The sequence below is a fragment of the Parapedobacter sp. GCM10030251 genome, assembly GCF_042666505.1.
In the GTDB taxonomy this organism is placed as follows: domain Bacteria; phylum Bacteroidota; class Bacteroidia; order Sphingobacteriales; family Sphingobacteriaceae; genus Parapedobacter.
This window is the reverse complement of record NZ_JBHTDN010000001.1, coordinates 849568-872865: the sequence shown is the minus strand read 5'-3', so window position 1 is coordinate 872865 and position 23298 is coordinate 849568. Positions and strand designations below refer to the sequence as shown.

The window sequence follows — 23298 nt, the reverse complement described above, 5'->3', positions numbered from 1 at the left end:
TTTTATCTTTTAGAAGTTCAAGTTCACACCAGCCGAAAATAAACGGGTACGCGGATACGAATTAATGGCATCAATTCCCCTAGCAGTTGTCCCGTTCCTTCCAAGCACCTCGGGATCGAGCCCACCATAATTCGTTAGCGTGAAGACATTCTGTGCCTGTACGTATACCTTCAGACCGGAAACCCGCAGCGCCTTGGTGAGGTTATCAGCGAATGTATAGCCTATCTCCAGATTCCGAACTTTTAAGAATGCCCCATCTTCCACAAAATAACTGGAGACCCGGCCGTAATTTGAATTGGGGTCGCGCGAAAACGAACCATTCTCATTCGTTACCCCTACCCTTGGCTGTTCCGTCAAGCCATTTCCATTAAAAAACGAGGCATTGAAAATATCCCTCGTCGTGTTGTAATCTCCATACATATATTCCGTGACGTGCTTGTTCCCGTTATACACGTCTACGCCTGCCACCCCTTGTAAAAGCGCAGCAAGTTCCAGTCCGCGCCAGCCTACGGTGAGCGTAAGTCCGTAGATCATTTTCGGCCATGGATTGCCGATAAATGTCTTGTCTGCCGTCGTGATCCGCCCATCGCCGTTGACGTCTTTGTATCTCAGATCTCCAGCGGCCGTGCCGGAATTCTGGTAAAAAAGGTTTTGGTTTCCTGCTGCCTGTCGGGCAAGTTCATTAAGTGAAGCGACTTCCTCATTGTTCTGAAAAATGCCTTCCACCCGATAACCGTAAAACTGGCTCATGGGGTAACCCACTTCGGTGCGTCCGGCATTTCCATCAAGGTCCGCACTCGCGACACCGTCGCTAATCGGATTGTTGTTTGTCCCGTCAAGCTGCTTCACCAAATTTCGGTTGAACGACGCATTTGCAGCGACTGCGTAGCTGAACTGCCCTGCTTTACCCTGATAGTCCACAGTCAACTCTACGCCTTTGTTGCTCATTTGCCCGATATTGGTAAATACGGAGGTATTTCCAAAACCTGCAGAATGGGCGACAGGCACACGGTATATCATCCCTTGTGTCTGCCGGCTATACCAGTCTACCGTAAGATTTAAGGTATTTTTCAGCAGCCCTAAATCCAACCCGATGTCGGTTTGAAGCACGGTTTCCCATCGAATGTGTTGATTAGCAAGTTGCGCCGTTAACGCGTAGCCTTTAAATCGTGAGCCATCCGCCAGCCCCATACTATTCGTGCCACCCGCACCGCCATAGGATACCTGATACGTATACTGCGGAATATTGCTGGTACTGCCTAGTTTTCCATAACTGGCTCGGAATTTCAGATTACTGATGTGTGGAATGTTGTCTTTAATGAATCGTTCTTCACTGACCCGCCACCCCACTGAACCTGATGGAAACACACCGAACCGATTGGCCGGCCCAAAGCGGTCTGATCCATCGCGGCGGATGTTGAAGGATGCGAGATATTTATCGGCAAATACGTAGTTGATGCGTCCAAATTGGGAAAGCAAGCGGGTTTGGGGAAACTCCCCTCCACTGACTACGTAGCTACTTGGATTGTTTGATAACGCAAAATTGTAAGTTACATAGGGGAATCCCTGGGCTTCTGCGTGCAGTGATGTGAGATCTGAGCGGTACGCCTCATAACCTGCCATCGCTTTGAAGCTGTGTTGCCGGATCGTCTTATCGTAAGTTAGTACGAAATTAGCGGTCAGATTGCGCTGATTATCGTTGTCCCGAATCAGTGCAGCGACATGATTAACAAGGATTCCATAGTCATATGCCTCATTAAACCGTCTATTGCTTATACTGAAGATTGACAGGCCGAATGTGGAACGGAAGTTCAATCCCGGCAGAATGTTCCAATCGGCATAGACATTGCCTTCCAAGGCATAGGTTTTATTCAGTATGTGATTCAAATATTCTTGGCCTACGGGATTGGGGCCTCCGAAAAAACTGCCGGTCTTACCCCATCCTCCATACGGGTTGGAAGCATCGTGCAGTGGAACTACCGGTGCCGATCGAAACGGATACGTCGTGCTAACCGTTGGATTAGTAGTGGTTGCCCATGCGTATAACGTCTCGCCCACCTTGAATTTATCCGTTATGTTGAAATCCGCGTTGGAACGAAGGCCAAACCGTTTAAATGAGTTATCGATGATTGTCCCGTCCTCTTGGAGGTAATTCGCGGACAGATAATAGTTTGTCTTTGCGGTAGCGCCGGAAAGCGATAGCGAATAGCTGTGCTCGTCACCGTTCTTGTACATGGAATTGACCCAGTCGTGATCGGGCAACGATGCGGGGTCTCCCCAGTTGCTTGTAGCTACACCGAAATTGGTTTTTGCGATGTAGTAGTCCGGTGTTCGGAGCATTTCGAACAGATTTAAGGGTTCGCGGATACCATAGTTTGCGCTAAAGTTTATATCCATCCGGTCACGTACCTCACCTCGCTTTGTGGTAATCAGCACGACCCCACCTGCAGCTTGAGCCCCATATATGGATGCTGCACTGGCATCTTTTAAAATTTCTATGGACGCGATGTCCTGTAAATTGAAATTGCTTCCTGCCGACATCCGTACGCCGTCGACTATATACAGAGGCGCCATTCCACCGATGGATCCTACTCCCCTTATTACGATGTCCGAATTTGAACCAGGAGCTCCGTCATTTCGTGTCACCTGTACGCCTGCTGCGCGGCCCTGTAGCGCTTCATTAATACTACGAACCGGGAGGTTCTGTATATCTTTTGATTTTACCGAAGCGACCGCACCAGTCATGTCGGACCTACGTTGGGTACCGTATCCGACGACGACAACCTCGTCCAAATCACTCACCGCAGCTTTCAATGAGACATTGATGACAGTCCTACTCCCAATGGTTGATTCGGCCGCTTCAAATCCGATGGCACTATAGGTTAATGCCGTTCCGTATTCAGGGACGTCGATTTCATAAGCGCCGTCGACGTCAGTAGTTGAGGCAACGTTTGTTCCCTTCACCCGGACCGTTACCCCTTCCAACGGATTGGCCTGCTCATCGGTAATCCGACCGGTAATGGTACGTCGTTGGATTTCTTCGGGAATCGGGCCTGAAGGTTGATTAGGCCCCGAATTGCGACTGGATCGCGTAATAATAATTGTCTTGTCTTCAATATACCATTCAAGGTTTTTTGGGGCCAAAATGGCCTCCATCGCGTCGTCTAAAGTCGCATTCCGAATATCAATGTTGACGCGTGTCTCAGCAATGTGTTCTCCTAAAAAGAAAAATGAAAAACCTTGCTGTCGCTTCAGCGTATGCATCACCTCTTGCAGCGCGACATTGCGTACACTTAAGTTAATTTTTTGAGCCTTGGATTCGGCAACAACCTGCAATACAAACACTGTACTGAGAAAAACCGTCAATTTCATAATGAGAATGAATCGGTATAATATGGGATAACGCCTCCCCTCCACGCATGGTGAAAAAGTCATATATTTGTCCTGTTTGGATGGTTAAATAAATTGGTTAAATCCTTGTAGCGATACTCGGTGTTTGCTATCCAAACACTTCCCGGATGGTGTGGTCGCACCATCCGGTTTCTTCGCATGAATAAAAGAGATTTTTCAGGTTATTCGGGTGCTGTTTTCATCATCTTGTCTTGAGTTTAATTGGTTAGTATTGCATCTAATCGCTTAAAAAGCTGAAAATTTTCAAAATTAATGACGGCCAATAATAAGTTGATTTCTGTTTCCTTTATGGACAACTTGGAAATCAAGCCCCGCTTTATGTAGAATTTTCAATAACGAGCCCAAAGTCTTGTTCCGTTCAATCTCGCCATAAAATGCAAGCTTAGGAACTCTACCGCTATAAACCACTTCTATATCGTACCAACGACTTAGTTGCGCAAATGCATCTTCTGGAGAATCCCCATTAAAATAGAAATATCCTTCTTTCCAGGCCGCATATTGTCCGACGTTTACCTTTTCAATGTTAACCGAGGTTGAGTCGACAATTGATTGTTGTCCGGGATGAAGGATTACCGCGTCATAACGATCAGGTTGTACGCGTATTTTCCCCCGTACTAACGTAGTTTGAGTGGCTGCATCGTTTGCATAAGCCGAAACGTTAAACTCGGTGCCAAGCACCTCGATCAATTGACCCTTGGCGCGGAGCTTAAATGGCTTCTGCGGATCTTTGGCTATCGCAAAATACGCTTCTCCCTCAATCTCAACCAGACGATACTTGCCGTTGAATTTAGCCGGATAGTGCAACGTCGATTCGGCATTGAGCCACACTTCCGTTCCGTCGTCAAGGACTACCCGATATTGCCCACCCCGAGGGGTAGAGATTGTCATTGCTGCTTTGGCGCCGTCCGAAGAGGTGGCATCCCCTTTCGACACGACCTGCCGACCGTCGAGATAGGTAACATCTTCTCCCATTACGATACCGTCCATACCTTCGTCAAGTTTTACGCTGCGCCCGTCGGCAAACGTCAAGGTGGCTCGATTGCCCCCGGGCTGGATCTCTTCGGTGGTAACGGTTGCATCCGACATTTGCTGCCTATCGCCCATAGAGAAATACGCAGTGATCACAACCAAAACAGCTGCAGCGGTATACGGAATCCATTTACGCAGGTAGTACACTTTCGGCCGTCTATTTAGTTTTGCCCATACCCGCTTTTGCACTGCCGCTTCGTCTTTACCTGTCTTTTTAGGTAACTCACTAGCATACTTTGTATACCACGATTCAACCACCGCACGTTCTTGGGGTGTGGCTGTACCTTGTCGGTATTTATCTAACAGCCGTATACCTCTTCCTAAACTGGAGTCTTTTTCTTCCATCATTTACTATAAGTAAGTTGAAAGAAAGAAATGTGTAAGATTTTTTTTGCTTTGTTGAGAAATGGCCTTGAACGCGCCTTTCCTAGGTTACTTTAACGTAACATTGAAGCGCAGAAAAGGACAGGCCTAAGCGCCTAAGGCGTTCGCGTAGGATGTGAAGCGCGTTGCTGAGTTGCTTTCTTACCGTGTGCTCTGTTACTTTCAATTGCTCGGCAATTTCCTTGTACGATAGTTCTTCGCGATGGCGGAGTTCGAAGATGGCACGCATCTTGCTTGGCAACCGACCGATTTCTTCCTCGATAATGCGGGCTAGCTCCTTGTCTCTCAATAATTGATCAGGCATTACCTCTCCTGATTCTTCAAACGCACCCAAGGAACGGAAATGGTTTTCACGCACTTTGTGATACGCCATGCGGTTAAGTACTTTGTTCCGTAGTATGCCGTAAAGGAAAGCGGATAGGCTACCCGCCAGGTTCAGGTCACCTAACCTTCCCCACAACGAAGAAAAGGTATCTTGAAGTACGTCCTCCGCTTCCTCTTCGGAACGGAGCATCCGCAATGCATGACGGTATAGAAGTAACCAATACCGATCATAGATTTCTGTCATCGCCCGGGTATCTCCGTCTTTCAGTAGTTGCAGAAGCTCTGGGTCGGTATAGTAACTGAAATCTTGCATTGCATGTAACTCGAATAACGCAAACTTAGGAATTCTTTCCTTCTCTGAAAGAATGCGAGCGTTTATATCGATAAGGCGAATATTAATGCCCTTGCGCTGCTTCGCTTGGAACAAGAGCTGAATGCGGCAATCCTTTGGCTATTACCGTTCGTAGCCGCTCTCCATTATCATCTCCCCAGCGCCCCAGCACATCAATGACCGGAATTAAGCTTTCTCCGAATTCGGTGAGACGGTATTCCACTTTAGGGGGGACAACGGGATAGATTTTTCTGGTGACCAGTTCGTGTTCCTCCAATTCTTTCAACTGGATGGTTAACACCCTACGCGAAGCGTCCGGTATTTTACGCTGTAACTCACTCGGTCGCTTATATCCCTCATTAATAAACCACAGCAGACGCATTTTCCACTTGCCGTATAAGACTTCACCGACCAGATCAAGCCCACAATTCAGATTAGGTACTATCTTTCTTTCATACATAACCCAAATATAAACCTATGTTTCAAAATGTACGGTATGGGAATAATTTATCACTATATGAATCGCTATTCCGTACTTGTGGGAGCACGCCATACTCTCCAAATTTGCACAAAAAGAAATGGCAATGACAGCTTATTTTGATGATTCAAATGAACTAACCGGAAGAGTCGCCCTGGTGACAGGTGGTACAAAAGGAACTGGTAAAGCAATTGCGGAACGTTTAAAAAGAGCGGGAGCAAACGTAATTATCACGGCAAGAAATCAACCAGAACCTTCCAACACCGAACTGCATTTTATTCCGGCCGACTTAAGCGAACCCGAAGCAGCAGACAATGTGGCTTCGCGCGTCCTGGAAACGTTCGGACAACTCGACATACTGGTAAACAATCTTGGCGGTTCCGAGACGCCGGGAGGAGGCTTTGCAGCGTTAACAAATCGGGATTGGGAAGAAACGATCCAAACCAATCTGCTTGCTCCGGTCCGATTGGATCGCGCGTTGTTGCCGCACATGATCAAAAAAAGAAATGGTGTAATTGTCCACATCGCGTCTATTCAGGGAAAGTTGCCGTTATACGATGCTACGTTACCCTATGCCGCTGCGAAGGCTGGATTAATTAACTATAGCAAGGGCGTGTCAAACGAAGTTTCGCCGAAAGGTGTACGGGTGCTTACGGTTTCGCCGGGATGGGTTATGACCGAGGCCGCGAAACGAATGACAGAACGCATTGCCAAAAGTTCGAATATCTCCGCCCTCGAAGCAGAGCAACAGATAATGGATGCCTTGGGCGGAATTCCATATGGAAGGCCTGCCAAACCCGAGGAGGTCGCCGAGCTAGTTGCCTTCCTCGTTTCGCCGAGAGCAAATTACCTTACGGGAACCGAATTTGTAATCGACGGTGGAACCCTTCCAACGATTTAATAACCTTAAAATATAGAACCATGAAATTACCAAAAGTAGTATCGGATTTAATAACCGCACAAGCCAATTTTGATAGTACTGCCTACGCAGCTTGCTTTTCCGAAACGGCGGTAGTCTTTGACGAGGGAAAAACCTATCAGGGGCGACAAGAAATTGAATATTGGATTCGAAATGCCAACGAACAATTTAGAACCGTAATGACACCCCTCAGCTTCGAAGAAAAGGGAACATTAAGCATCTTGAAAGCCGCAATTTCCGGTACGTTCGATGGAAGCCCTATTCAACTGAACTATCATTTTGAACTTGTAGAGGGTCGGATACAATCGTTGAAAATAACGGGATAATTCAAACGATACGTCGATTTGACAGGGCAATTGCGACTTCATGCCACTTGACATAAAATTTGATACCTTTGCGATAGTTTTAACCAAGAACGTTCCAGTAACTAAAGCAACGTTATATATATGAAGAGTTCAATTCTACTGTTATTGCTGGGTGGATCCCTATCAGCATTTGCTCAATCGGAAAATCGTAATCCGGTAATCAACGCAATTCAGTCCGCGGCCACTACCGGAAGCTCACAAGCCGTCGTAGTAGACCAGGTTCCTTTGGCGCATACCGCACAATTTTTGCCATTCAATAAAAAAGGTGCGCTCATTGGAAAAAACATCCCCGCAAAACAAATTGACCAGGTATTCAAAAATATTTCATTGGCGCTGAAGGAAGCGGATTCAGACCTGGATCGGGTGGTTAAACTTAATGTTTATTTGTCAAAAGAAGACCTCATTCCGGAGGTACAGAAAGAATTCAGCACAAAATTCAGCACAAAAAATAAGCCGGCAGTAAGTTTTGTAATCGGAGATCTTTCGCATCCAGACGCCGATATTGCAATGGATGCGGTTGCGGTATCGGGTCTGCGTGACGACCACCGGCCCCGCTATTTTAACTCGCCGGCTATGCATAATGCGTCCAAAGGGGCACATGTTTCGGTATTGCCGGCAGGGGGAGTTACCTATGTTTCGGGACAAGCGGACGAAGGGGACCTTGTTGAGGCTACGCGCGGAACAATCAAGCAGTTAGCGGCTACGCTAGCGCATTTAGGAATCGCCAAAGATCAAGTAATCCAAATCAAATCCTTTATGCAGCCGATGACGGACGTGCATATCGTAGAAGAGGAATTTGCTAGATTTTTTGACGGTTCAGCCGTTCCACCGCTGGTATTTGTGGATTGGGTTAGCCAGAATCCGGTAATTGAAATTGAGCTGATTGCGGCTTCGCCCGCTGAAACCGCAAAGGCTGCGGATCAGATGAGCTTCATTACACCCCCCATGATGACTGCGTCTCCTATATACAGTAAGGTGACTCAAATCCATCGCGGTAAGCGGTTCTATGTATCGTCCTTATACGGGGCTTCCGACGATCCCGAAAAGCAAACAGCTGAAATATTTGCGTCCCTGAAAGAACTGCTAACCGCGGCCGGAAGTGATTTTGCACACCTCGGAAAAGCAACCTATTACGTATCTGACAATGAAGCCAGTGTTTCCCTTAATAAAATCCGACCAAATTTCTACGATCCCCAACGCCCGCCAGCAGCATCCAAAGCGATGGTGAAGGGGGTCGGAAAAGGCAAGTGTATCAATATTGACATGATCGGCGTGGTAAAGGAACAGTAACCGACTCCTATCGGACGCCCCTAGGCGCCGCAAAAAAATCGACACGAAAACCGCTGAATAGCCAAGTCTTCGTGCCGATCGGTAAAACGGTCGGATTTACAAGTTATCTATTGACAAAGATATGTGCTTTCACTTCCTTTTTAACATCGTCAGTCTCCTGTAGTCCTGTTATCCAGATGGTATAAATCTTACCCTTTGTTAATTCCAGATTGTTGACGGTGAGTACCGTTTCCTCTGCTTCGGGATCCACGATGTCAAAAGAAGTTTTCTTCGCGTCCACCTCTTTAAAAGCACTGGCACTTTTGTAGGCGATGTTCTCGGCCAGTTTGGTCTCTCCCGCCACCAAGTTAAGCTTTCCTGCATCCGGCGAAAGATGTATAAGCCTGACTTTGGCTTTATCTGTTTTGGGTGCGGTGAGGTCGTCTGTTACCTGAACGAACTCGAACGTTTTGCCGTCTTTCGAATTGGTTGCAAGCAGGGAATAATTTTTGTCTTTCTCTACCGCTATTGATTTTCTCAATAGCGATTTGTCATCTTTTCCTTTGATTTCAAACGCACGGTCACCGGTTGTCACGTCAATATAGTTTAAACTGTCGCTATATCCTAGAAGCTTTTTGCTTGCCTTCTTCGCATCGACAAAAAGGTTAAGGGAGTCGGCGCTGAACGCGGCATTCAGGAGGGCTACTTTACCAGATCCGGTTGGCTTTGGCGAGCCGTCATCGTCCTTATCACATGCGGCGAACGCCACCAGTGAAACCATTGAAGCTAGAAAAAATAGTTTGGGGAATTTCCGTAATTGGGTGTTCATAGTCTTTAATTTTACGTGTAACTAATCAAATTTCACAAGCCGAAACACGCAAATCCCACGGCGTGCTACATAAACCGGCGACTTTCTGCATATCGGCAAATATTGCGCTCTTCGTGTAGCGTTCGCGCGAAAATGCGTGTTTCTGCAATCGAATAGGAAAACTTACATAGTAGTTAGATTGAAGCCCAGCCGTTGAAAATTTGCGTACGGATAACGACTTGATCGAAATGCTGTCAAAGAATTGGCGGCATATCGACGACAAACTGAGAGAACGTATTTACAAATATTACTGGGGGTACCTTATGGGTGTCGCCTTGCGATATGTTTCGGACAGGGACATGGCCTGTATGGTCGTAAACGATAGCTTCGTGAAAATTTTCATAAACCTTAATGCCTTTGAATGCAATGACCGGGCAAACTTCAACAAAATGCTGAAGGGATGGATGGCAAAAATAACGGCACGGACAGCTCTCAATGAATTGCGGAAGCATAAAACAAGCAGGTTGCAGGAACCGCTGACGGTCGAAAACGACTGGCGCTTTCCGGTCATGCTGCAAGACAACCTGCATGTACAAAACATGTGGGATCTCATCAATAACCTGGCGCCGAATTACAGGAAAGTATTCACATTGTATGAGATCGAAGGGTTCAATCACGACGAAATTGCCGAGCTCATGGGGATTTCGGCTAGCTCGAGCCGGGTATATTTGACGAGGGCGAAGGAAAAACTCAAAATGTTGTACCGAACTTTTATGGCATAGCTATGAGCAGCGATGACAAAAAATTAATAGATGAGATCAGGGATAGTCTTCTTGATTTCGAGATACCCTATGAAGAGGGAAACTGGGAGAATTTCCAGAAGTTGTACGGGCAGAAATTAGACGAAGACCGGCGGAAGCCAACAAAAACTCGGTTTTTCTTTTGGAAATATGTGTCGGCCGCTGTCATATTAATTGGCGTGTTGGTATATATTCCGTGGGACAGATCGGGAAAACGTCAAATTGATCCGGAATCGAGGGCCAAGCAGGAGACTACCAGCATTACAGAGCAGCGATTGGCGCTGCCGAAACAACCCAACGCCGAGTCCGTTACCGGAGATACCTTACGCCCCACCTTCAGGCCTCCTGAAAAGACAAGGGTTGCGACCACGTACGAACGACTTGCCAGCATCACGAGAACCATTGAAACGAATATCCCGAAAGCACAAGCGACGCTGCCCTTGGCCCTGCCTGCGATAAGCAGAGAAGACATGAATTTGTCATTGGGAAGCGGGGAGCTCATTGTCGATTCGCATTCGCAGGAAATGCACATGGACGCATTTAGCAGATGGAAATTTGGCCTCGAGGTTAACTCCTCGCTCACAGGGGACCATGTGAATTTCGCGGCGGGTGTATTCACGCAGTTCGACCTCTCGGAAAAGATCAAGCTGGCTACGGGGTTGACATACGCACGTGTTTCTGCAATCCACGAGACCGACCCGGTACCGTTATCCTACGACACGAAAATACTCGGTGGCGAGTCGACTATCAAGGCAATCGATATTCCGTTGACGGTTGTTTACGAACCGGCCGACGGCTGGTATGCGTCGGTCGGAATCTCGGCCCTGGCCGTTCTGGATGAGCGTAAAACATACCGAATGGAATCCGAGGTTTTGCGGGAAAGCGTGACGATCGATCCTGAAAGCGGAGCGTCGGTAGCAGTCTTCGAAGTGGTTAAAACCGAATACCAGAAAGAAAGTGTGGATACAGATTTTGAAGGGCGGGGTAATTTGGGTTACCTGAATCTATCCATAGGCAGGAAGCAGCGCTTCAATAAGCGGACGGACATGCTTTTTGAACCGTTTATAAAAATACCGATGGGCGGGCTGCAGCGCGACCATGTAAATCTTTTCAATTCGGGGCTTAGAATCAAAGTATTATTCTAAAATATTCACGATTCGTTGTAGCAATTAAAGCCGGAGCGGTGTTTGAGCAAGAGACAAATGCGTTAACAACAATACATAAAAACATGAAAAATCAATTCGTACTAAGACTAACTACCTGCATGGTGGCGTTGAGCACACTTTTTCTTTTGGGCTGCAACAAGAAGAATGACGGGCCAGATAACGAAGATCCTTTCCGACTGGAAGCGAATCTGGTGATGGGCAGTAAACTTTTCGCCAATACGCTCGGAAGCCGAACTTCGGAACACGCATTCGAAATCCTAGAAGTCATCCGGAAAAGTGACGTATTGGAAGTCAAGGTAAAAGGCGGTAGTGACGCCGAGTCGTTTCAGTTTATCTGGGATGGCCGCATACAGGAATCGTTTCCCATGGGAATCCAATTGATTCTGCTTTATGACAACACGGCTGGAGATTTCGATAGCGACAAGGAGTTATCCGTGACAGTCAATCTCCAAAAAATAATCGGTGAGCGCAATAACGTCGAAGACTATCATTTCCATGTAATCAACGGGTCCAAAATTCAAACGGCAACCCTGAATCCGGATGGAACGACTACCTCCGAAAACAAGTAGCGAGGTAAACGCCAGTGCGACAAACATATTCCGGACTTACGGTATTTTCAACGCGCCTGTAGCAGACTTTGACCATCGGACGTCTAACCTGAAAACGGCTTAGGCAACACGAAAATCAGGAATCATGCACGGACAACATCAATACCAGGTGCGCGTCAAATGGACGGGAAACAAAGGTGAAGGAACGAGTGAGTTCAAATCATATAGCCGGGAACATTTAATTTCGGTAGATCGTAAAATCGACATTTGGGGTTCATCTGATCCGGCATTCCGCGGCGATAGCACGAAGCATAATCCGGAAGAATTGTTTGTCTCCTCGTTGTCGACGTGCCATATGCTATGGTATCTCCACTTATGTTCACAAGCCGGTGTGATCGTCGTAGAGTATGTAGACAATGCGATGGGCATCATGACAGAGAACACCGATGGCGGTGGCCGCTTCGTGGACGTAACGCTTAATCCCGTTGTGACAGTTACGGACGCTTCCATGATAGACAAAGCAAATCAACTGCATAAACAGGCTAACGAACGATGCTTTATTGCCAACTCGGTAAATTTCCCTGTTAACCACTACCCAAGGGCAGTCGTAAAGCCGTAGTTTGTCAAGCTATCGCTGACAACGTAATTTAAGCTTTCTACAAGCTTTTATAAAACCACTTTATCCAAACCCAGTACCTTATCAACCGACCCGGGTTCGGCCCGAAAGCCCACGCCAAAGCGATTCATGGCATTGATAAGGGCTATCAGCATCGTGAGTTTAGTAAGTTCAGAATCGCTGAAGTGGGATTTCACGGATTCGTAAATTTCATCCTTTGTGCTTTCGGGACTCAGCCGCGTTAGTGCCTCTGTCCATAATAGCGCTGCTTTTTCTTGTTCCGAAAACAGGGATGATTCTTTCCAACCCGATAAATGGTATAGCCGCAAGGGTCTTTCACCATCCTGGACGGCTTGTTTGGTATGGATGTCTATACAAAATAAGCACCCATTGATTTGGGATGCGCGAAGCCTGACCAGATGAACCAAGAGGTGGTCCAACCCGGAATTGCCCGCTAAGGTGTCGAGCTCCAGGAGTTTGCGGTAAGCTTCAGGAAAATGGGCGCTGTAATTTAATCGCTATGCCATGTCTGATTCTATTTGTTGTACGGCAAAAGTAAAGGATGCGGTACTCGAAAAAGTTGAACGGGTTCAAGAAATGGACTTGCGTCGTAATTTGCTAACGTATTCTGCGGAAAGTCCCAGATAACTCGCAATAAGATATTGAGGAACGCTATTTACGAATTCCGGAAATGCATCCCTGAACTTAAAAAAGATTTCTTCTTTAGAATAACTTTGGATATACCTCATCCGAGTTTGATAAGTTCCATAAGCAATCTGGTATACAGTTCTGAAATAGGATTCCATTTTGGGAAAGACCCGTAAAAGTTCTTCTCGTTTTGTCGGTGATAAGCTTAATAGCAGGGAATCTTCCACGGCTTGTATGCAGAAGTCCGTAGGCTTCTTTTTTTGAAGGGCTAAATAGTCTGCCAGCCACCAGCCTTTTAAAGCGAACTGAATGGTATGCTCGGTTCCTTGATCGTCTATAAAATACATTTGCAAACAGCCCGACAGCACAAAATACTCGTGCAGGACGCGGTCTCCCAAATGCATTAAAAGCGCCTTTTTCCTTGCCTCTTGCCGGGAGAAATATGGGGCGATTTCTGCGAATTCGCTTTCGTCAATGGCAACAAATTGGTTGATATGCTGAAATAACGCTACATTCATTACAAAAAACTAGCTCGTTTTGGACGCTTTGGCTTTTTCATTAAACGCCAGACATAACTCCATCCAATAACTAAAGTCGTCCGTACGGCTAAAGCCCTCGGGACCCACGTAACAATAACCGGGAAGGCTTTTTCCTTTCATAATCATCGGGCGGTACCCTTTCCGCTTGGCGATGATTGCGGCTTGTTGCTCATCATACCGGCACATCAATCCAACGTTGGTAACGTTGATGCACATTTTCCCGTTCACGAGAAATGCGAGTCCACCGAACATCTTCTTCTCCTCAATCGTAATACCTGGAACATAACGGAGGTAATCCCGGACCCGCTGTGCCAATTCCATGTCGTATGCCATATTGCTGCATTCTTTAGGGCAAGATACACATTTAGATCGCGTGCGATTCTAACTTTTGTAAAAAACAAACCGCATCAATGGCGGTCACCGATTAAAGGGGTATTCCTGTATCCAACGGAACCGATTGTTCATTAATCGGAAGGTGCCAAGGTCGCGCTCCTTCAAGCGGATAACTACGGCTTCGTTATGTAATACGCCATCCAAATAAAGCCCGGAGGTATCGGCTAGCTTATAGCTAAACATCCCCACCGTTTCACTCGCACTGTTATTTGCGCCTTTGATGGTCAGTCGGCGGTTCGCCTCATCCCACGAAGTGGGATAAGATAATACCGAGTCGTTCATGAGTTTGACATGCATATAGCTGGGCGACTGCAGGATCAGCTGCTTCCACCTTCTGGTATCTGTAGTCATCGGCGGCAGCGTGTCTCCTCGGTGTACGAATTGGTCGACATCAAAAATGCCATACACCGGCGATTTGGGTCGGCGGTCGCCGTAGGTATGAACCGACCGCCCCGAGCTATAGACATTGGCTCCAAACATGCCCGCTACGAAGATGATCTTAACGACGAGCGCCGCGATGCGCCAACGACCGGGCAGCTTAACGGCGTATTGTAGACGGGGCTGGGTTGCTTCATTCCATAAAATCACCTGCAACAATCTCTTGATATCCGGAGCAATAAGAAAAACGGCCATTAGCACTAATAATGTGGAATAGAGCTTCACCGGAATATCGAAGGTGAAATTCATCACCATCACGTTTAACATGACGATAGCCACCAACAATGCACCCAATAAGGATGTACGCCTAAAAAACAACAACATCCCGCCAATGACTTCGGCCAATCCAGCAAACATGCTGAATGCCGGGGAATATCCGACATATGTCCAAGCCAAGCCCATAGGCGATTTATCACCCAATGGCTGCACGAGCTGCAACAGCGAAGGCGACGGCATCTGCAAGTGAAATACTTTGCTCATACCATAGATAAGCATCATGACGCCCACGTAATACCGAACGTAAATACGCAATACTTCCAGCAATCGGTTGTGCGACCGGCGTTGGCGGGCAAGTAGTGTCCACGTTACGGCGGCCATGAGGGAACCGGTAGAAGCGACCAACAGAAAGACGTAGTCATACGTCTTGTCGCCACTACCGCTAAAGAAAACCGTGATGGGCTCGTCGAGTTTCAACACGTACGTCCCGACCCACGGAACCACCGCATGCCAAATCCAGGTGTACCATTGCGTTGCGACGTGCAGTCCCGGCACATGATTTAAAGGAAACGGAAAGATGTATAAACAGAAAAACACCAGTATGAAACGGAATCCCAGCAATTGCCGAGTGGTCCATGGCTTTGGATGAGGGGGATCAACTTGCATAGTTATATTGAAATTTCGGGTTCATTACACTGGCTAGCAACAAATTAAAGAAAAAGCTTAGTAAGAAACGCTATTTAACACATATTTTTTCGAACCATCCTTTAAAAAGGAATATAAAACGAAACCCGTAATCCACCAGAGGGACTCTGCTCGACGGTCAATTCTTCACCGAAATGATAGAACAACCGTTTGGCAGTATTGGAAAGGCCGATTCTGCTTTCGGCGAAAATATCGGCGATATCGCCCTTGTAGGGATTACCCGTGTTGCTAATACGGATATGGGCCTTGTTATCGTAGAGACGGCATACGATATCCACCTGCCCACCTTCGAGCGAAGGTTCGATGGCATGCTTCAGTGCATTCTCGACGAGCGGCTGGAGCAACAGTGGAGGAACTTGGGCTCGCTCCAGACCGGGGTCTGCCTCGATATGGAATCGAAGCCGTTTTCCAAATCGGGCCTGTTCCAGTGCGAGGTAAATTTGAATGAATTCCAGTTCGCTCGAAAGAGGTACTAAGGTCTCCTGCGTAGCCTGAAGCGCATACGGAATGTGTCTGCTAATTTAGCAATCAAAATACGCGTACTTTCCTGCTGGGGTGGCAACGAGGCACTGATGCTGTTCAGCGTGTTAAACAGAAAATGGGGTTGTATTTGTGCTTTTAATGCATTGATTTCGCTTTGATAGGCCAGATCTGCCAGTGCTTTTTTGCGCAGTAGTTGGGCTTCGCGTTCACTGAAAAAATGGTAGATATGCAAGATACTGAACACCTGAATGTAGAACAAGAGATTAGGGCCGGCGTTCTGTAGTATCTGGAGCCCAGACATCATCGGCTTGCTGACCAACGGATTATAAATCTGATATAAGCAGCAGCTTGGCGTTGGCTCCGCCACGCGCATCATACAATGAAGGTGGGATAAAGTCGTGGATTTCCACGCTGATCACAGCAAGGGGGTCCTGCGGCTTCTGATTGGGTGCGATGTAAATGGCTACGTCACCAAGACCTTCTACCTGCCCTTTAGTGGCCGTCCAGTTTTTGACGTGATTGCGGTGATTGGCCAACACGCGTTGCTGCCGTACCTCGATGTATTCGTGGTTCGGCTTGTAACCCATTGTTTCATTGAAATCGTTGTTGGAAGGAATAAAGACGCCCATTTCTTCCGCAACCTTAATCGCGGATTTTTCCGGCCGAAGCCAGAACAGCGCATAGGGCGCCCAATCGGAAAAGTGGGTGGTCTGCACGGTGAGCAGGCGGTTTTCCTTGTCCAGCCGCGTATTCGGAATAAACTTCCATACACCGTCCGTTCCTTGAAAGGCCATAAAGAGCGCATCGGCCGACGTGCTGTCAAGGTCTTGTTCCTGATACTGAAACGTCAAATTGACGGGCGACTGGAACGCTACGTCTTCGGGAAGCAACCGGAAAGCGGGACACGGGCTACCGGGTAGCGTATTGCTTACCTCCTGAATACTGATTTCCGTTGGGGCCGACAGCGCACCGGCAGGAATATCCAACTTGATGCGACCTTCGGCGGAGCTGATTGTCCCGCCATCGGCTCCGATTACTTTTTTGACCACGGGCCTACCGCATCTCCACGTTCGTACACCACGGACGCCCCGGGTTGTTGAGCGTCGGGTTCGTTGGGTTGTTCTTTTCTGCAAGCAATCAATAAAAAGATGGCAAGTGCAATATTAATTGCCCGGATTGTGATTTTGTATTTCATGCTACGAATGTAGCATCGGCACCTGCCTAAAAATCAATTGATCTACCAACAGCGCTAGCGGCTGATGGAGTGGGAATTTTCCACCACGAGGCGCTCCAAGCGATCGAATCTGAATTATCGGCGGTCACCGCTTTTCTTCACCCTGCCAACTCCGTCTTTGCCTTTGGTATATACCGCTATAGGGCGGAATTTCGAGGTATCGAAATGGGGAGGTTCAAGCTGAAGTAACGAAGGGGCTAAGGTACCGGACTCAAAGAAATAAACGGTCGTCACGCTACCGTAGTCGTTATGGGGAAGCAACTCACCGCATCCCAAATAATCTGCACCAAGGGTATCTGTCACCCGGAAAGCGTATATTCGCACAATGCCACCCTTATTTTGCTCGTTACGCACAAACGCAATTTCTTCAAACCCACCTTTTAAATTCGCCGGGCCGCGACTACGTAAAATATCTTGAACCAGAAACGCAATAAATGCGATTAGAATCAATCCAATAATCCCCTTACGATATCGTTTACTCATGATGTTGCTATGTTACGAAAGCCATTCGGGAGAAGTCCCCTCTGCACATAACTCATAGGGTGTAATAGAAATGGATGACCTGTTCTTCTTCCGTCGCTCGCGTAGAGCGATAGAACTGAACTGCATATTCGTCTACTTTGTCGGCCTGCACGAATACCTCTTCGAAACCACGTTGTTTACCGTATTCCGTGGTGAATTCGATCAAATTTCTGCCGATCCCTTTCCGTTGATAAGCGGTCAATACCGCAAGATCGTAAATGTACGCCAAAGGCCTTTCTGAATAGTATTGATCCAGAATATACACGGTAAGCCCGCCGACAACCTGATTCCCCGCTTTGGCAACAACAGCAAAAAACGTTTCCTTGCGCAAAAGTGTCATTAAATGACCGGTGGATGGCCGTTTGAAGTTTTCCATTTCGAAGACTTCTTCGAACACAGATATCAGTTGGTTCAATGTTTCAAGATCGTCCGACTTCACTACTTGTATTTCAATCCCTTGTATTTCGCTTTTCATATAACCAATCGATTAAAATGCATATTTAACTTTATATGCCGCCTCGCTGATGCTGCGTAGCGATTCAGGAATGGTATCGCATAGGTGCCGTAGCCGCTTGATTGATTCAGAAGTCATGTTTTCGCTTTGGTATAAAGATAAGCTAGTTTATGAAGATAAGCTAGTTTAAACTAGAAAAAAAAACCATCCAGTGATAATCACCGGATGGTCGATACAATATCTGAAAAATGGACTTAAATCAATTTGACATTTACTGCGTTGGGTCCTTTTTGACCCTGAGCGACCTCAAATGAAACCTCGTCGTTCTCACGGATACGGTCTTTCAACCCCGAAGAATGAACGAAAACTTCGCGTCCGCCGTCGTTAGGGGTGATGAAACCGAAACCTTTGGTTTCATTGAAAAATTTAACTTTGCCTTCTTGCATGGCATTTGAATAAAAAATGAATAAAATAATTAATTGCCTTGCAAGGTACAAATAATTATTTGAATATCAGCTTTTTTCTTTGAACGAAAATTTTTAGGAATTACAGATTAAAAATACTACCTTACCGAAATTAAACACGAAGGCCATGGCTAAGGATAAAGGGGCAAAAAAGGACAGCGGCAAGAAAACCGCTCAGAAGAACCTAAAGGAAAAAAGGGCAGATAAAAAATTAAAACAGGCAGAAAAGAAACGAAAAGAGTAATTCATTTTTTATATGGCTCAAACTGGAGACCTAAAAATTGCAGTACTCATCGACGCCGACAACGTGTCGAGTTCGGCAATTGAGAGTATTTTGGATGAAGTGAAACGGTATGGGATTCCTTCCGTCAAACGAATCTATGCGGATTGGACCAAGTCACACGTGACGGGCTGGAAAGAACCGCTGCTCACACACGCCATCACCCCCATACAGCAGTATAGTTACACCAGCGGCAAAAATTCGTCAGACTCAGCGCTCATTATCGATGCCATGGATATCTTGCATAGTCAGCAAGTGGACGGATTTACCATTGTATCGAGCGATAGTGACTTTACCCGGTTAGCTATCCGACTTCGCGAATCAGGAAAAATGGTGATTGGCGTCGGAGAAAAAAAGACACCTAAACCGTTCATCGCTGCCTGCGATAAATTCATCTACATTGAAATCTTAGGCAAAGAAACCGCTACGCTACGTCCAGCCGCAGAAAAAATACCCGATGGAACCAGCACCCCCGTAGACCCCATCCAGAAACGGGCAATTCGCGATATAAAACCGCATGAGCCCATTGACCCTGAGACGATCGATCTGTTAAGGGCAACCGTCAACGACGTTGCCGATGAAGGCGGATGGGCGCCGTTGTCTGCAATAGGCGGGCTGATCAGCAAGCGGAAGCCTGACTTTGACCCGAGGGTCTATGGATTCCTGAAACTCACGCCATTATTCAAATCCTTGGATAAATACTTCGAGGTGGAAGAGAAGTCTACGGAAAAAACAAGGATCAAACACGTCTATATCAAGATCAGGGAACCGCTGAAGACTACGCGGAGAAAGACAGCCAAACCCCGGTGATCTCCCCTACGATCCTTTTAGCTACCGCAAGCTGATTTGTTTCACGGTAATGCCAATTTGTCCCAGATGATAAATGTCGTGGTTGATCAACCCATCCAAAATTGAAAAATAGGTATACGTCTCACCTTTTGGACACTGGCTCAGGAAATCGTCGTCCATGCGTACGACCAATGAACATAGCTCTTCGACACCCGCACAAAATCCTGTTTTAGCGTTTCCCAACCCCGTTTTTTGAGCTCGTCGTTAGGAATCCAGTTTTCCGCGGCGTCGATACTTAACAGCTTTGGCGCCAATCCTTTAAGCTTCCGAATGTTGTCTTTCCTCCATTCGAGCAGGTGTGAAATAAGTTCGGCTACCGTGTGCACCCCCGGAATGGGACGGGTAAAAGCTTCTTCCTCGGAAAGCTTATCAATTTTATCCCGGAAACTCTCGCCGACCCAATAATCACAGGCCTCTATTACTGCTTTTTGTCGGTCAATCAATGTGTTGATCATTGCTCCCATATCTTTTTGGCATTTTTATTTATTTTTTTACTATTTACCACTTAAATCAATTTTGATGGTAAAAATATATATATTTGGCTGACAAACAAACTAACGGCCAATGAATGCCTCAAATTCAGATTTTTCCCGTATCGCCTCCATAGACATAGTAAGAGGCTTCGTAATGGTCATCATGGCACTTGACCACGTCCGTGATCTCATGCATGTGGATTCATTAACACAGGATCCGACAAATTTAGCGACAACCACCCCCGCACTATTTTTTACCAGATGGATTACGCATCTGTGTGCGCCGACCTTCGTGTTTCTTGCCGGAACGTCCGCTTACCTATCGATTTTGAAAACCAAAGACAACAAAACAAGCAGCCGGTTTCTTATTTCCCGGGGGCTCTGGCTAATACTGCTTGAATTCACCATTGTGAATTTCGGAATATGGTTTGACATTCAATTCCGTGTATGGTTGTTTCAAGTCATCGCGGCAATTGGGCTCGGATTCATCGTGCTCGGAGCGGCTATCCGTCTCCCGAGCACCGTCCTGGGATTAGGCGGGCTCACGATGGTTTGCCTCCATAACCTCCTGCCGCCAAGCATTCCGCTATTTGCGGTCAATGCCATCCCTTTGGGGCAGGAAACGACGTTGGTAATTGGGTATCCACCCCTACCCTGGTTGGGCATTATGCTGCTCGGTTACGGATTTGGGAATTACCTCGTTAAATCTGAAAATAGAGAAAAATTAGTATTGAGGCTGGGAATAGCTTGCCTGCTTATTTTTGCCATACTGCGCGCCACCAATTTCTATGGCGATCCATCGCCATGGAGTACACAGAAAAACACGTGGTTGGCCGTAATGTCCTTTTTAAATGTGACCAAGTATCCGCCTTCCTTACTTTTTAGTCTGTTAATGCTTGGCACGATGTTTTTGCTGCTTGGCTTGGCAGAGCATCTTAAAGGCCGTATCCCGCGACTGCTTATCGTGTACGGAAGGGTTCCGTTATTTTATTATTTGCTGCATTGGTATGTCGTGCACCTGACGTTGTTTGCCGTGCTGTTCATCCAGGGATTCCACAGCAACGACTTCGTGTTCGGTTTCCGGTTTGGACGTCCGGAGGCCCCAAGCGGTCTATCGTTGGGAGGCGTTTACCTGGTTTGGGCGGGCATTGTATGTGCTATATATCCAGTTTGCCGTTGGTTCTGCCGCTATAAATACCAGAATAGAAACAGCCGCTGGATCCGGTACATGTGATGATGTAGTTGGCGACGGGTATCCTAAAAGGGTGAAGTAAATGTCTTATGCCTATGGCAAAAGTGAGAACAATAGAAACACTGACCATCGACAGCACGGTGCTTTGCTGTAATTTCGTCAATACGGTCCATTCCTGGAAGGAAGAAAGGCCGGACGATTATTTCAAACGCTATGCTGACTTCGTCGCTTGGTGCAGAAAGCTGAAACTTTCCCGTCCGGAACGGCTGGATGGGTTGGGCCTGTGGAGCGTTGACCGACCTGAGGAAGCGGCCCAGGCACTGCGGGAGATTAAGGAAATCCGGAACGTACTACACGGATTTATATCGGCGGTTGCCCGACAGGATGAGGAAGAAAAAGCAAACCTGCTGCCAACCGTTAACCGCCTGCTCGTCGATGCCTCATCCAGGCAACGCTTGCAGTATGCCAACGGGGCCTTTTTCATGGATCAACCGGATACCCCCGACGATTTACTGGGACCGGTTTGGAAGGCGGTGCGTTCATTGGCCGACCTGCTCACCCAACACGACCTCACCCGGATTAAGGAATGCCCCAGGTGCGGATGGGTTTTCCTTGATGAGACCAAAAACGGCGGGCGCCGGTGGTGCAATCCAAAGTATTGTGGAACAACGGATAAAATGATGCGCTACCACAAACGAAAACGAGATTCTAAGCTAAACAAGGACATGTCATGAAACTTACTGTGATTTCCAACCTATTGCTTATGGGGATACCGCTGATTGGTTTCTCCCAGCAGCCGCTGGTAATTGGCCAAAGCCATAAGATCCATTCACACATCCTGGAAGAGCAACGCACGTTAAACGTATACTTACCAGGCGGTTACCTGGAAAATGACACAGCTAGGTATCCGGTGATTTATGTCATCGACGGGGGAATGCAGGAGGATTTTCTTCATATTTCCGGAATCGTCCAATACAGCACACAGCCGTGGATCAACCGCTTTCCCAAATCGATTGTCGTGGGGATCGAAAATACCGAACGACGGCGGGACTGTACCTTTGCCGTGGATGACCTGAGTTTCCTTGATAGCCTGGGATTCGATAAGAAAACCTTTCCAAACCATGGGGGATCGGCTGCTTATATCGCTTTCCTGGAAAATGAATTGCAGCCATTTATCGATAGTGTCTATCGTACCGTCGAGCACCAAACGGTCATCGGCGAATCACTGAGCGGTCTATTGGCATCCGAAATTCTCCTCAAGCACAGGGAGCTGTTTGATACCTACATCATCATGAGTCCGAGTCTGTGGTGGGACAACGGAAAATTGCTTCGCGATGCCCCGATGCTCCTCAGCTCGACAAATAAGGAACAGGTCTCGGTCTACGTCGGCGCATGCAATCGGGATGAAGATGAAGAAATGTATCGATATGCCGCGGAACTGCACAAAATACTCAAACGCTTCGGAGGAACGGAGACCATCACCTGTTTTGACTATCTACCGCAGGAATCCCATTCAACCCTGATCCATCAATCGGTATATAATGCATTTAGGATGCTTTACCCCATTACTACGGATAAACGATGAAAAGTTCGATTCTTGCTAATTTTGATCGCGCCGACTTTGAACACGTCAGACAGATTGCTTTGGAATTCCCGGGCGCGGAAGATGGGCTTTCCCATCACGGTACCCCGGCCATCAAAGTGCGCGGTAAGCTGTTATGCCGGTTGCACGAAGAAAGCGTATTTATCCCCATAAGGACAAATTTCGATCTGCGGGTCAAACTGCTGGAGGCATATCCCGAATATTTCCTCCTGCCTGAACATTTCAGGAAATATCCGTATATATGTATGTGGACAGACTGTCGCGACAGCAAGCTCATCCGTGAAATCCTGCAGCAGGGTTGGGAAACGCTGGCATCGAAGAAGCAACTGGCTTTGTTTAATTCATTACGTGCTTGAC

General features: G+C 47.1%; 27 protein-coding genes and 2 pseudogenes. 12 read left to right on the top strand and 17 right to left on the bottom strand.

Annotated features, from left to right (window positions below; translation table 11 throughout):
* Positions 1–9: 9 nt before the first annotated feature.
* The 4 genes from ACFQRK_RS03820 to ACFQRK_RS03805 all read right to left on the bottom strand — a co-directional run bounded on the left by ACFQRK_RS03820 (position 10) and on the right by ACFQRK_RS03805 (position 5939).
* Positions 10–3435, bottom strand: a complete 3426-nt coding sequence (locus ACFQRK_RS03820) for a SusC/RagA family TonB-linked outer membrane protein (RefSeq protein WP_379003804.1) — start codon at positions 3433–3435, stop codon at positions 10–12.
* 225 nt (positions 3436–3660) lie between these two features.
* Entirely contained in the window at positions 3661–4788 is a 1128-nt protein-coding gene (locus tag ACFQRK_RS03815; protein ID WP_379003802.1) for a FecR family protein, read from the bottom strand.
* Positions 4789–4867: 79 nt separating this feature from the next.
* A complete protein-coding gene (locus ACFQRK_RS03810; RefSeq protein ID WP_379003800.1) occupies positions 4868–5461 on the bottom strand; it encodes an RNA polymerase sigma factor in 594 nt (197 codons plus the stop codon).
* 82 nt (positions 5462–5543) lie between these two features.
* Positions 5544–5939: a winged helix-turn-helix transcriptional regulator gene (locus ACFQRK_RS03805; RefSeq protein WP_379003797.1), complete on the bottom strand. Its 396-nt coding sequence runs from the start codon at positions 5937–5939 to the stop codon at positions 5544–5546.
* Between the two features lie 124 nt (positions 5940–6063).
* Between ACFQRK_RS03805 and ACFQRK_RS03800 the strand changes: the two genes are divergently transcribed.
* From ACFQRK_RS03800 to ACFQRK_RS03790, 3 genes are all read left to right on the top strand, one after another.
* Positions 6064–6858: an SDR family oxidoreductase gene (locus ACFQRK_RS03800; protein ID WP_379003794.1), complete on the top strand. Its 795-nt coding sequence runs from the start codon at positions 6064–6066 to the stop codon at positions 6856–6858.
* 20 nt (positions 6859–6878) lie between these two features.
* Positions 6879–7202 carry a nuclear transport factor 2 family protein gene (locus ACFQRK_RS03795; RefSeq protein ID WP_379003791.1) on the top strand — a complete coding sequence of 108 codons (324 nt, stop codon included), beginning with the start codon at positions 6879–6881 and terminating at the stop codon, positions 7200–7202.
* A 120-nt stretch (positions 7203–7322) separates the two neighbouring features.
* Positions 7323–8531 carry a RidA family protein gene (locus tag ACFQRK_RS03790; protein WP_379003789.1) on the top strand — a complete coding sequence of 403 codons (1209 nt, stop codon included), beginning with the start codon at positions 7323–7325 and terminating at the stop codon, positions 8529–8531.
* A gap of 103 nt (positions 8532–8634) precedes the next feature.
* On the opposite strand, the gene ACFQRK_RS03785 is transcribed toward ACFQRK_RS03790, so the two are convergent.
* Positions 8635–9339, bottom strand: coding sequence for a DUF4397 domain-containing protein (locus tag ACFQRK_RS03785; RefSeq protein WP_379003787.1), 705 nt, complete (start codon positions 9337–9339; stop codon positions 8635–8637).
* Between the two features lie 227 nt (positions 9340–9566).
* Between ACFQRK_RS03785 and ACFQRK_RS03780 the strand changes: the two genes are divergently transcribed.
* The 4 genes from ACFQRK_RS03780 to ACFQRK_RS03765 all read left to right on the top strand — a co-directional run bounded on the left by ACFQRK_RS03780 (position 9567) and on the right by ACFQRK_RS03765 (position 12451).
* Positions 9567–10100: an RNA polymerase sigma factor gene (locus ACFQRK_RS03780; protein WP_379003784.1), complete on the top strand. Its 534-nt coding sequence runs from the start codon at positions 9567–9569 to the stop codon at positions 10098–10100.
* 2 nt (positions 10101–10102) lie between these two features.
* Positions 10103–11263: a hypothetical protein gene (locus tag ACFQRK_RS03775; protein WP_379003782.1), complete on the top strand. Its 1161-nt coding sequence runs from the start codon at positions 10103–10105 to the stop codon at positions 11261–11263.
* An 83-nt stretch (positions 11264–11346) separates the two neighbouring features.
* Positions 11347–11853 carry a hypothetical protein gene (locus ACFQRK_RS03770; protein WP_379003780.1) on the top strand — a complete coding sequence of 169 codons (507 nt, stop codon included), beginning with the start codon at positions 11347–11349 and terminating at the stop codon, positions 11851–11853.
* A gap of 124 nt (positions 11854–11977) precedes the next feature.
* Positions 11978–12451 carry an OsmC family protein gene (locus tag ACFQRK_RS03765; protein WP_379003778.1) on the top strand — a complete coding sequence of 158 codons (474 nt, stop codon included), beginning with the start codon at positions 11978–11980 and terminating at the stop codon, positions 12449–12451.
* 47 nt (positions 12452–12498) lie between these two features.
* Here ACFQRK_RS03765 and ACFQRK_RS03760 read toward each other — a convergent pair.
* The 11 genes and pseudogenes from ACFQRK_RS03760 to ACFQRK_RS03710 form a co-directional block, all read right to left on the bottom strand.
* A pseudogene (locus ACFQRK_RS03760) lies at positions 12499–12930 on the bottom strand (carboxymuconolactone decarboxylase family protein); the annotation flags it as partial.
* A gap of 108 nt (positions 12931–13038) precedes the next feature.
* Entirely contained in the window at positions 13039–13614 is a 576-nt protein-coding gene (locus ACFQRK_RS03755) for a Crp/Fnr family transcriptional regulator (protein ID WP_379003776.1), read from the bottom strand.
* A gap of 9 nt (positions 13615–13623) precedes the next feature.
* Positions 13624–13968 (bottom strand): TfoX/Sxy family protein, encoded by a 345-nt coding sequence (locus ACFQRK_RS03750; RefSeq protein WP_379003773.1) that lies wholly within the window; start codon positions 13966–13968, stop codon positions 13624–13626.
* Positions 13969–14052: 84 nt separating this feature from the next.
* Positions 14053–15348 carry a DoxX family protein gene (locus tag ACFQRK_RS03745; protein ID WP_379003772.1) on the bottom strand — a complete coding sequence of 432 codons (1296 nt, stop codon included), beginning with the start codon at positions 15346–15348 and terminating at the stop codon, positions 14053–14055.
* 101 nt (positions 15349–15449) lie between these two features.
* Positions 15450–15731 (bottom strand): sensor histidine kinase, encoded by a 282-nt coding sequence (locus ACFQRK_RS03740; RefSeq protein WP_379004649.1) that lies wholly within the window; start codon positions 15729–15731, stop codon positions 15450–15452.
* A 114-nt stretch (positions 15732–15845) separates the two neighbouring features.
* Positions 15846–16171, bottom strand: a pseudogene (locus tag ACFQRK_RS03735) (histidine kinase); the annotation flags it as partial.
* A 22-nt stretch (positions 16172–16193) separates the two neighbouring features.
* A complete protein-coding gene (locus ACFQRK_RS03730; protein WP_379003770.1) occupies positions 16194–16919 on the bottom strand; it encodes a hypothetical protein in 726 nt (241 codons plus the stop codon).
* On the bottom strand, positions 16904–17065 hold the full coding sequence (locus tag ACFQRK_RS03725; protein ID WP_379003767.1) for a hypothetical protein: 162 nt from the start codon (positions 17063–17065) through the stop codon (positions 16904–16906). Before ACFQRK_RS03725 ends, ACFQRK_RS03730 begins: the two co-directional genes overlap by 16 nt.
* A gap of 114 nt (positions 17066–17179) precedes the next feature.
* Positions 17180–17587, bottom strand: a complete 408-nt coding sequence (locus tag ACFQRK_RS03720; protein ID WP_379003765.1) for a hypothetical protein — start codon at positions 17585–17587, stop codon at positions 17180–17182.
* A 52-nt stretch (positions 17588–17639) separates the two neighbouring features.
* Positions 17640–18101: a GNAT family N-acetyltransferase gene (locus tag ACFQRK_RS03715; protein ID WP_379003762.1), complete on the bottom strand. Its 462-nt coding sequence runs from the start codon at positions 18099–18101 to the stop codon at positions 17640–17642.
* Positions 18102–18334: 233 nt separating this feature from the next.
* Complete coding sequence (locus tag ACFQRK_RS03710; RefSeq protein WP_379003759.1) at positions 18335–18526, bottom strand: cold-shock protein; 192 nt, start codon at positions 18524–18526, stop codon at positions 18335–18337.
* Positions 18527–18800: 274 nt separating this feature from the next.
* Here ACFQRK_RS03710 and ACFQRK_RS03705 point away from each other — a divergent pair, with 274 nt between their 5' ends.
* Positions 18801–19634 (top strand): NYN domain-containing protein, encoded by an 834-nt coding sequence (locus ACFQRK_RS03705; protein ID WP_379003756.1) that lies wholly within the window; start codon positions 18801–18803, stop codon positions 19632–19634.
* A 140-nt stretch (positions 19635–19774) separates the two neighbouring features.
* On the opposite strand, the gene ACFQRK_RS03700 is transcribed toward ACFQRK_RS03705, so the two are convergent.
* Positions 19775–20137: a DinB family protein gene (locus ACFQRK_RS03700; RefSeq protein WP_379003753.1), complete on the bottom strand. Its 363-nt coding sequence runs from the start codon at positions 20135–20137 to the stop codon at positions 19775–19777.
* A gap of 100 nt (positions 20138–20237) precedes the next feature.
* Between ACFQRK_RS03700 and ACFQRK_RS03695 the strand changes: the two genes are divergently transcribed.
* From ACFQRK_RS03695 to ACFQRK_RS03680, 4 genes are read left to right on the top strand one after another with little or no spacing between them, the layout of a single operon-like run.
* Complete coding sequence (locus ACFQRK_RS03695) at positions 20238–21380, top strand: DUF1624 domain-containing protein (protein ID WP_379003750.1); 1143 nt, start codon at positions 20238–20240, stop codon at positions 21378–21380.
* A 53-nt stretch (positions 21381–21433) separates the two neighbouring features.
* A complete protein-coding gene (locus ACFQRK_RS03690) occupies positions 21434–22072 on the top strand; it encodes a CGNR zinc finger domain-containing protein (RefSeq protein ID WP_379003748.1) in 639 nt (212 codons plus the stop codon).
* A complete protein-coding gene (locus ACFQRK_RS03685; protein ID WP_379003746.1) occupies positions 22069–22923 on the top strand; it encodes an alpha/beta hydrolase in 855 nt (284 codons plus the stop codon). The genes ACFQRK_RS03690 and ACFQRK_RS03685 overlap by 4 nt, the downstream gene beginning before the upstream one ends.
* Positions 22920–23297, top strand: coding sequence for a hypothetical protein (locus ACFQRK_RS03680; RefSeq protein WP_379003743.1), 378 nt, complete (start codon positions 22920–22922; stop codon positions 23295–23297). Before ACFQRK_RS03685 ends, ACFQRK_RS03680 begins: the two co-directional genes overlap by 4 nt.
* Position 23298: the final 1 nt, after the last annotated feature.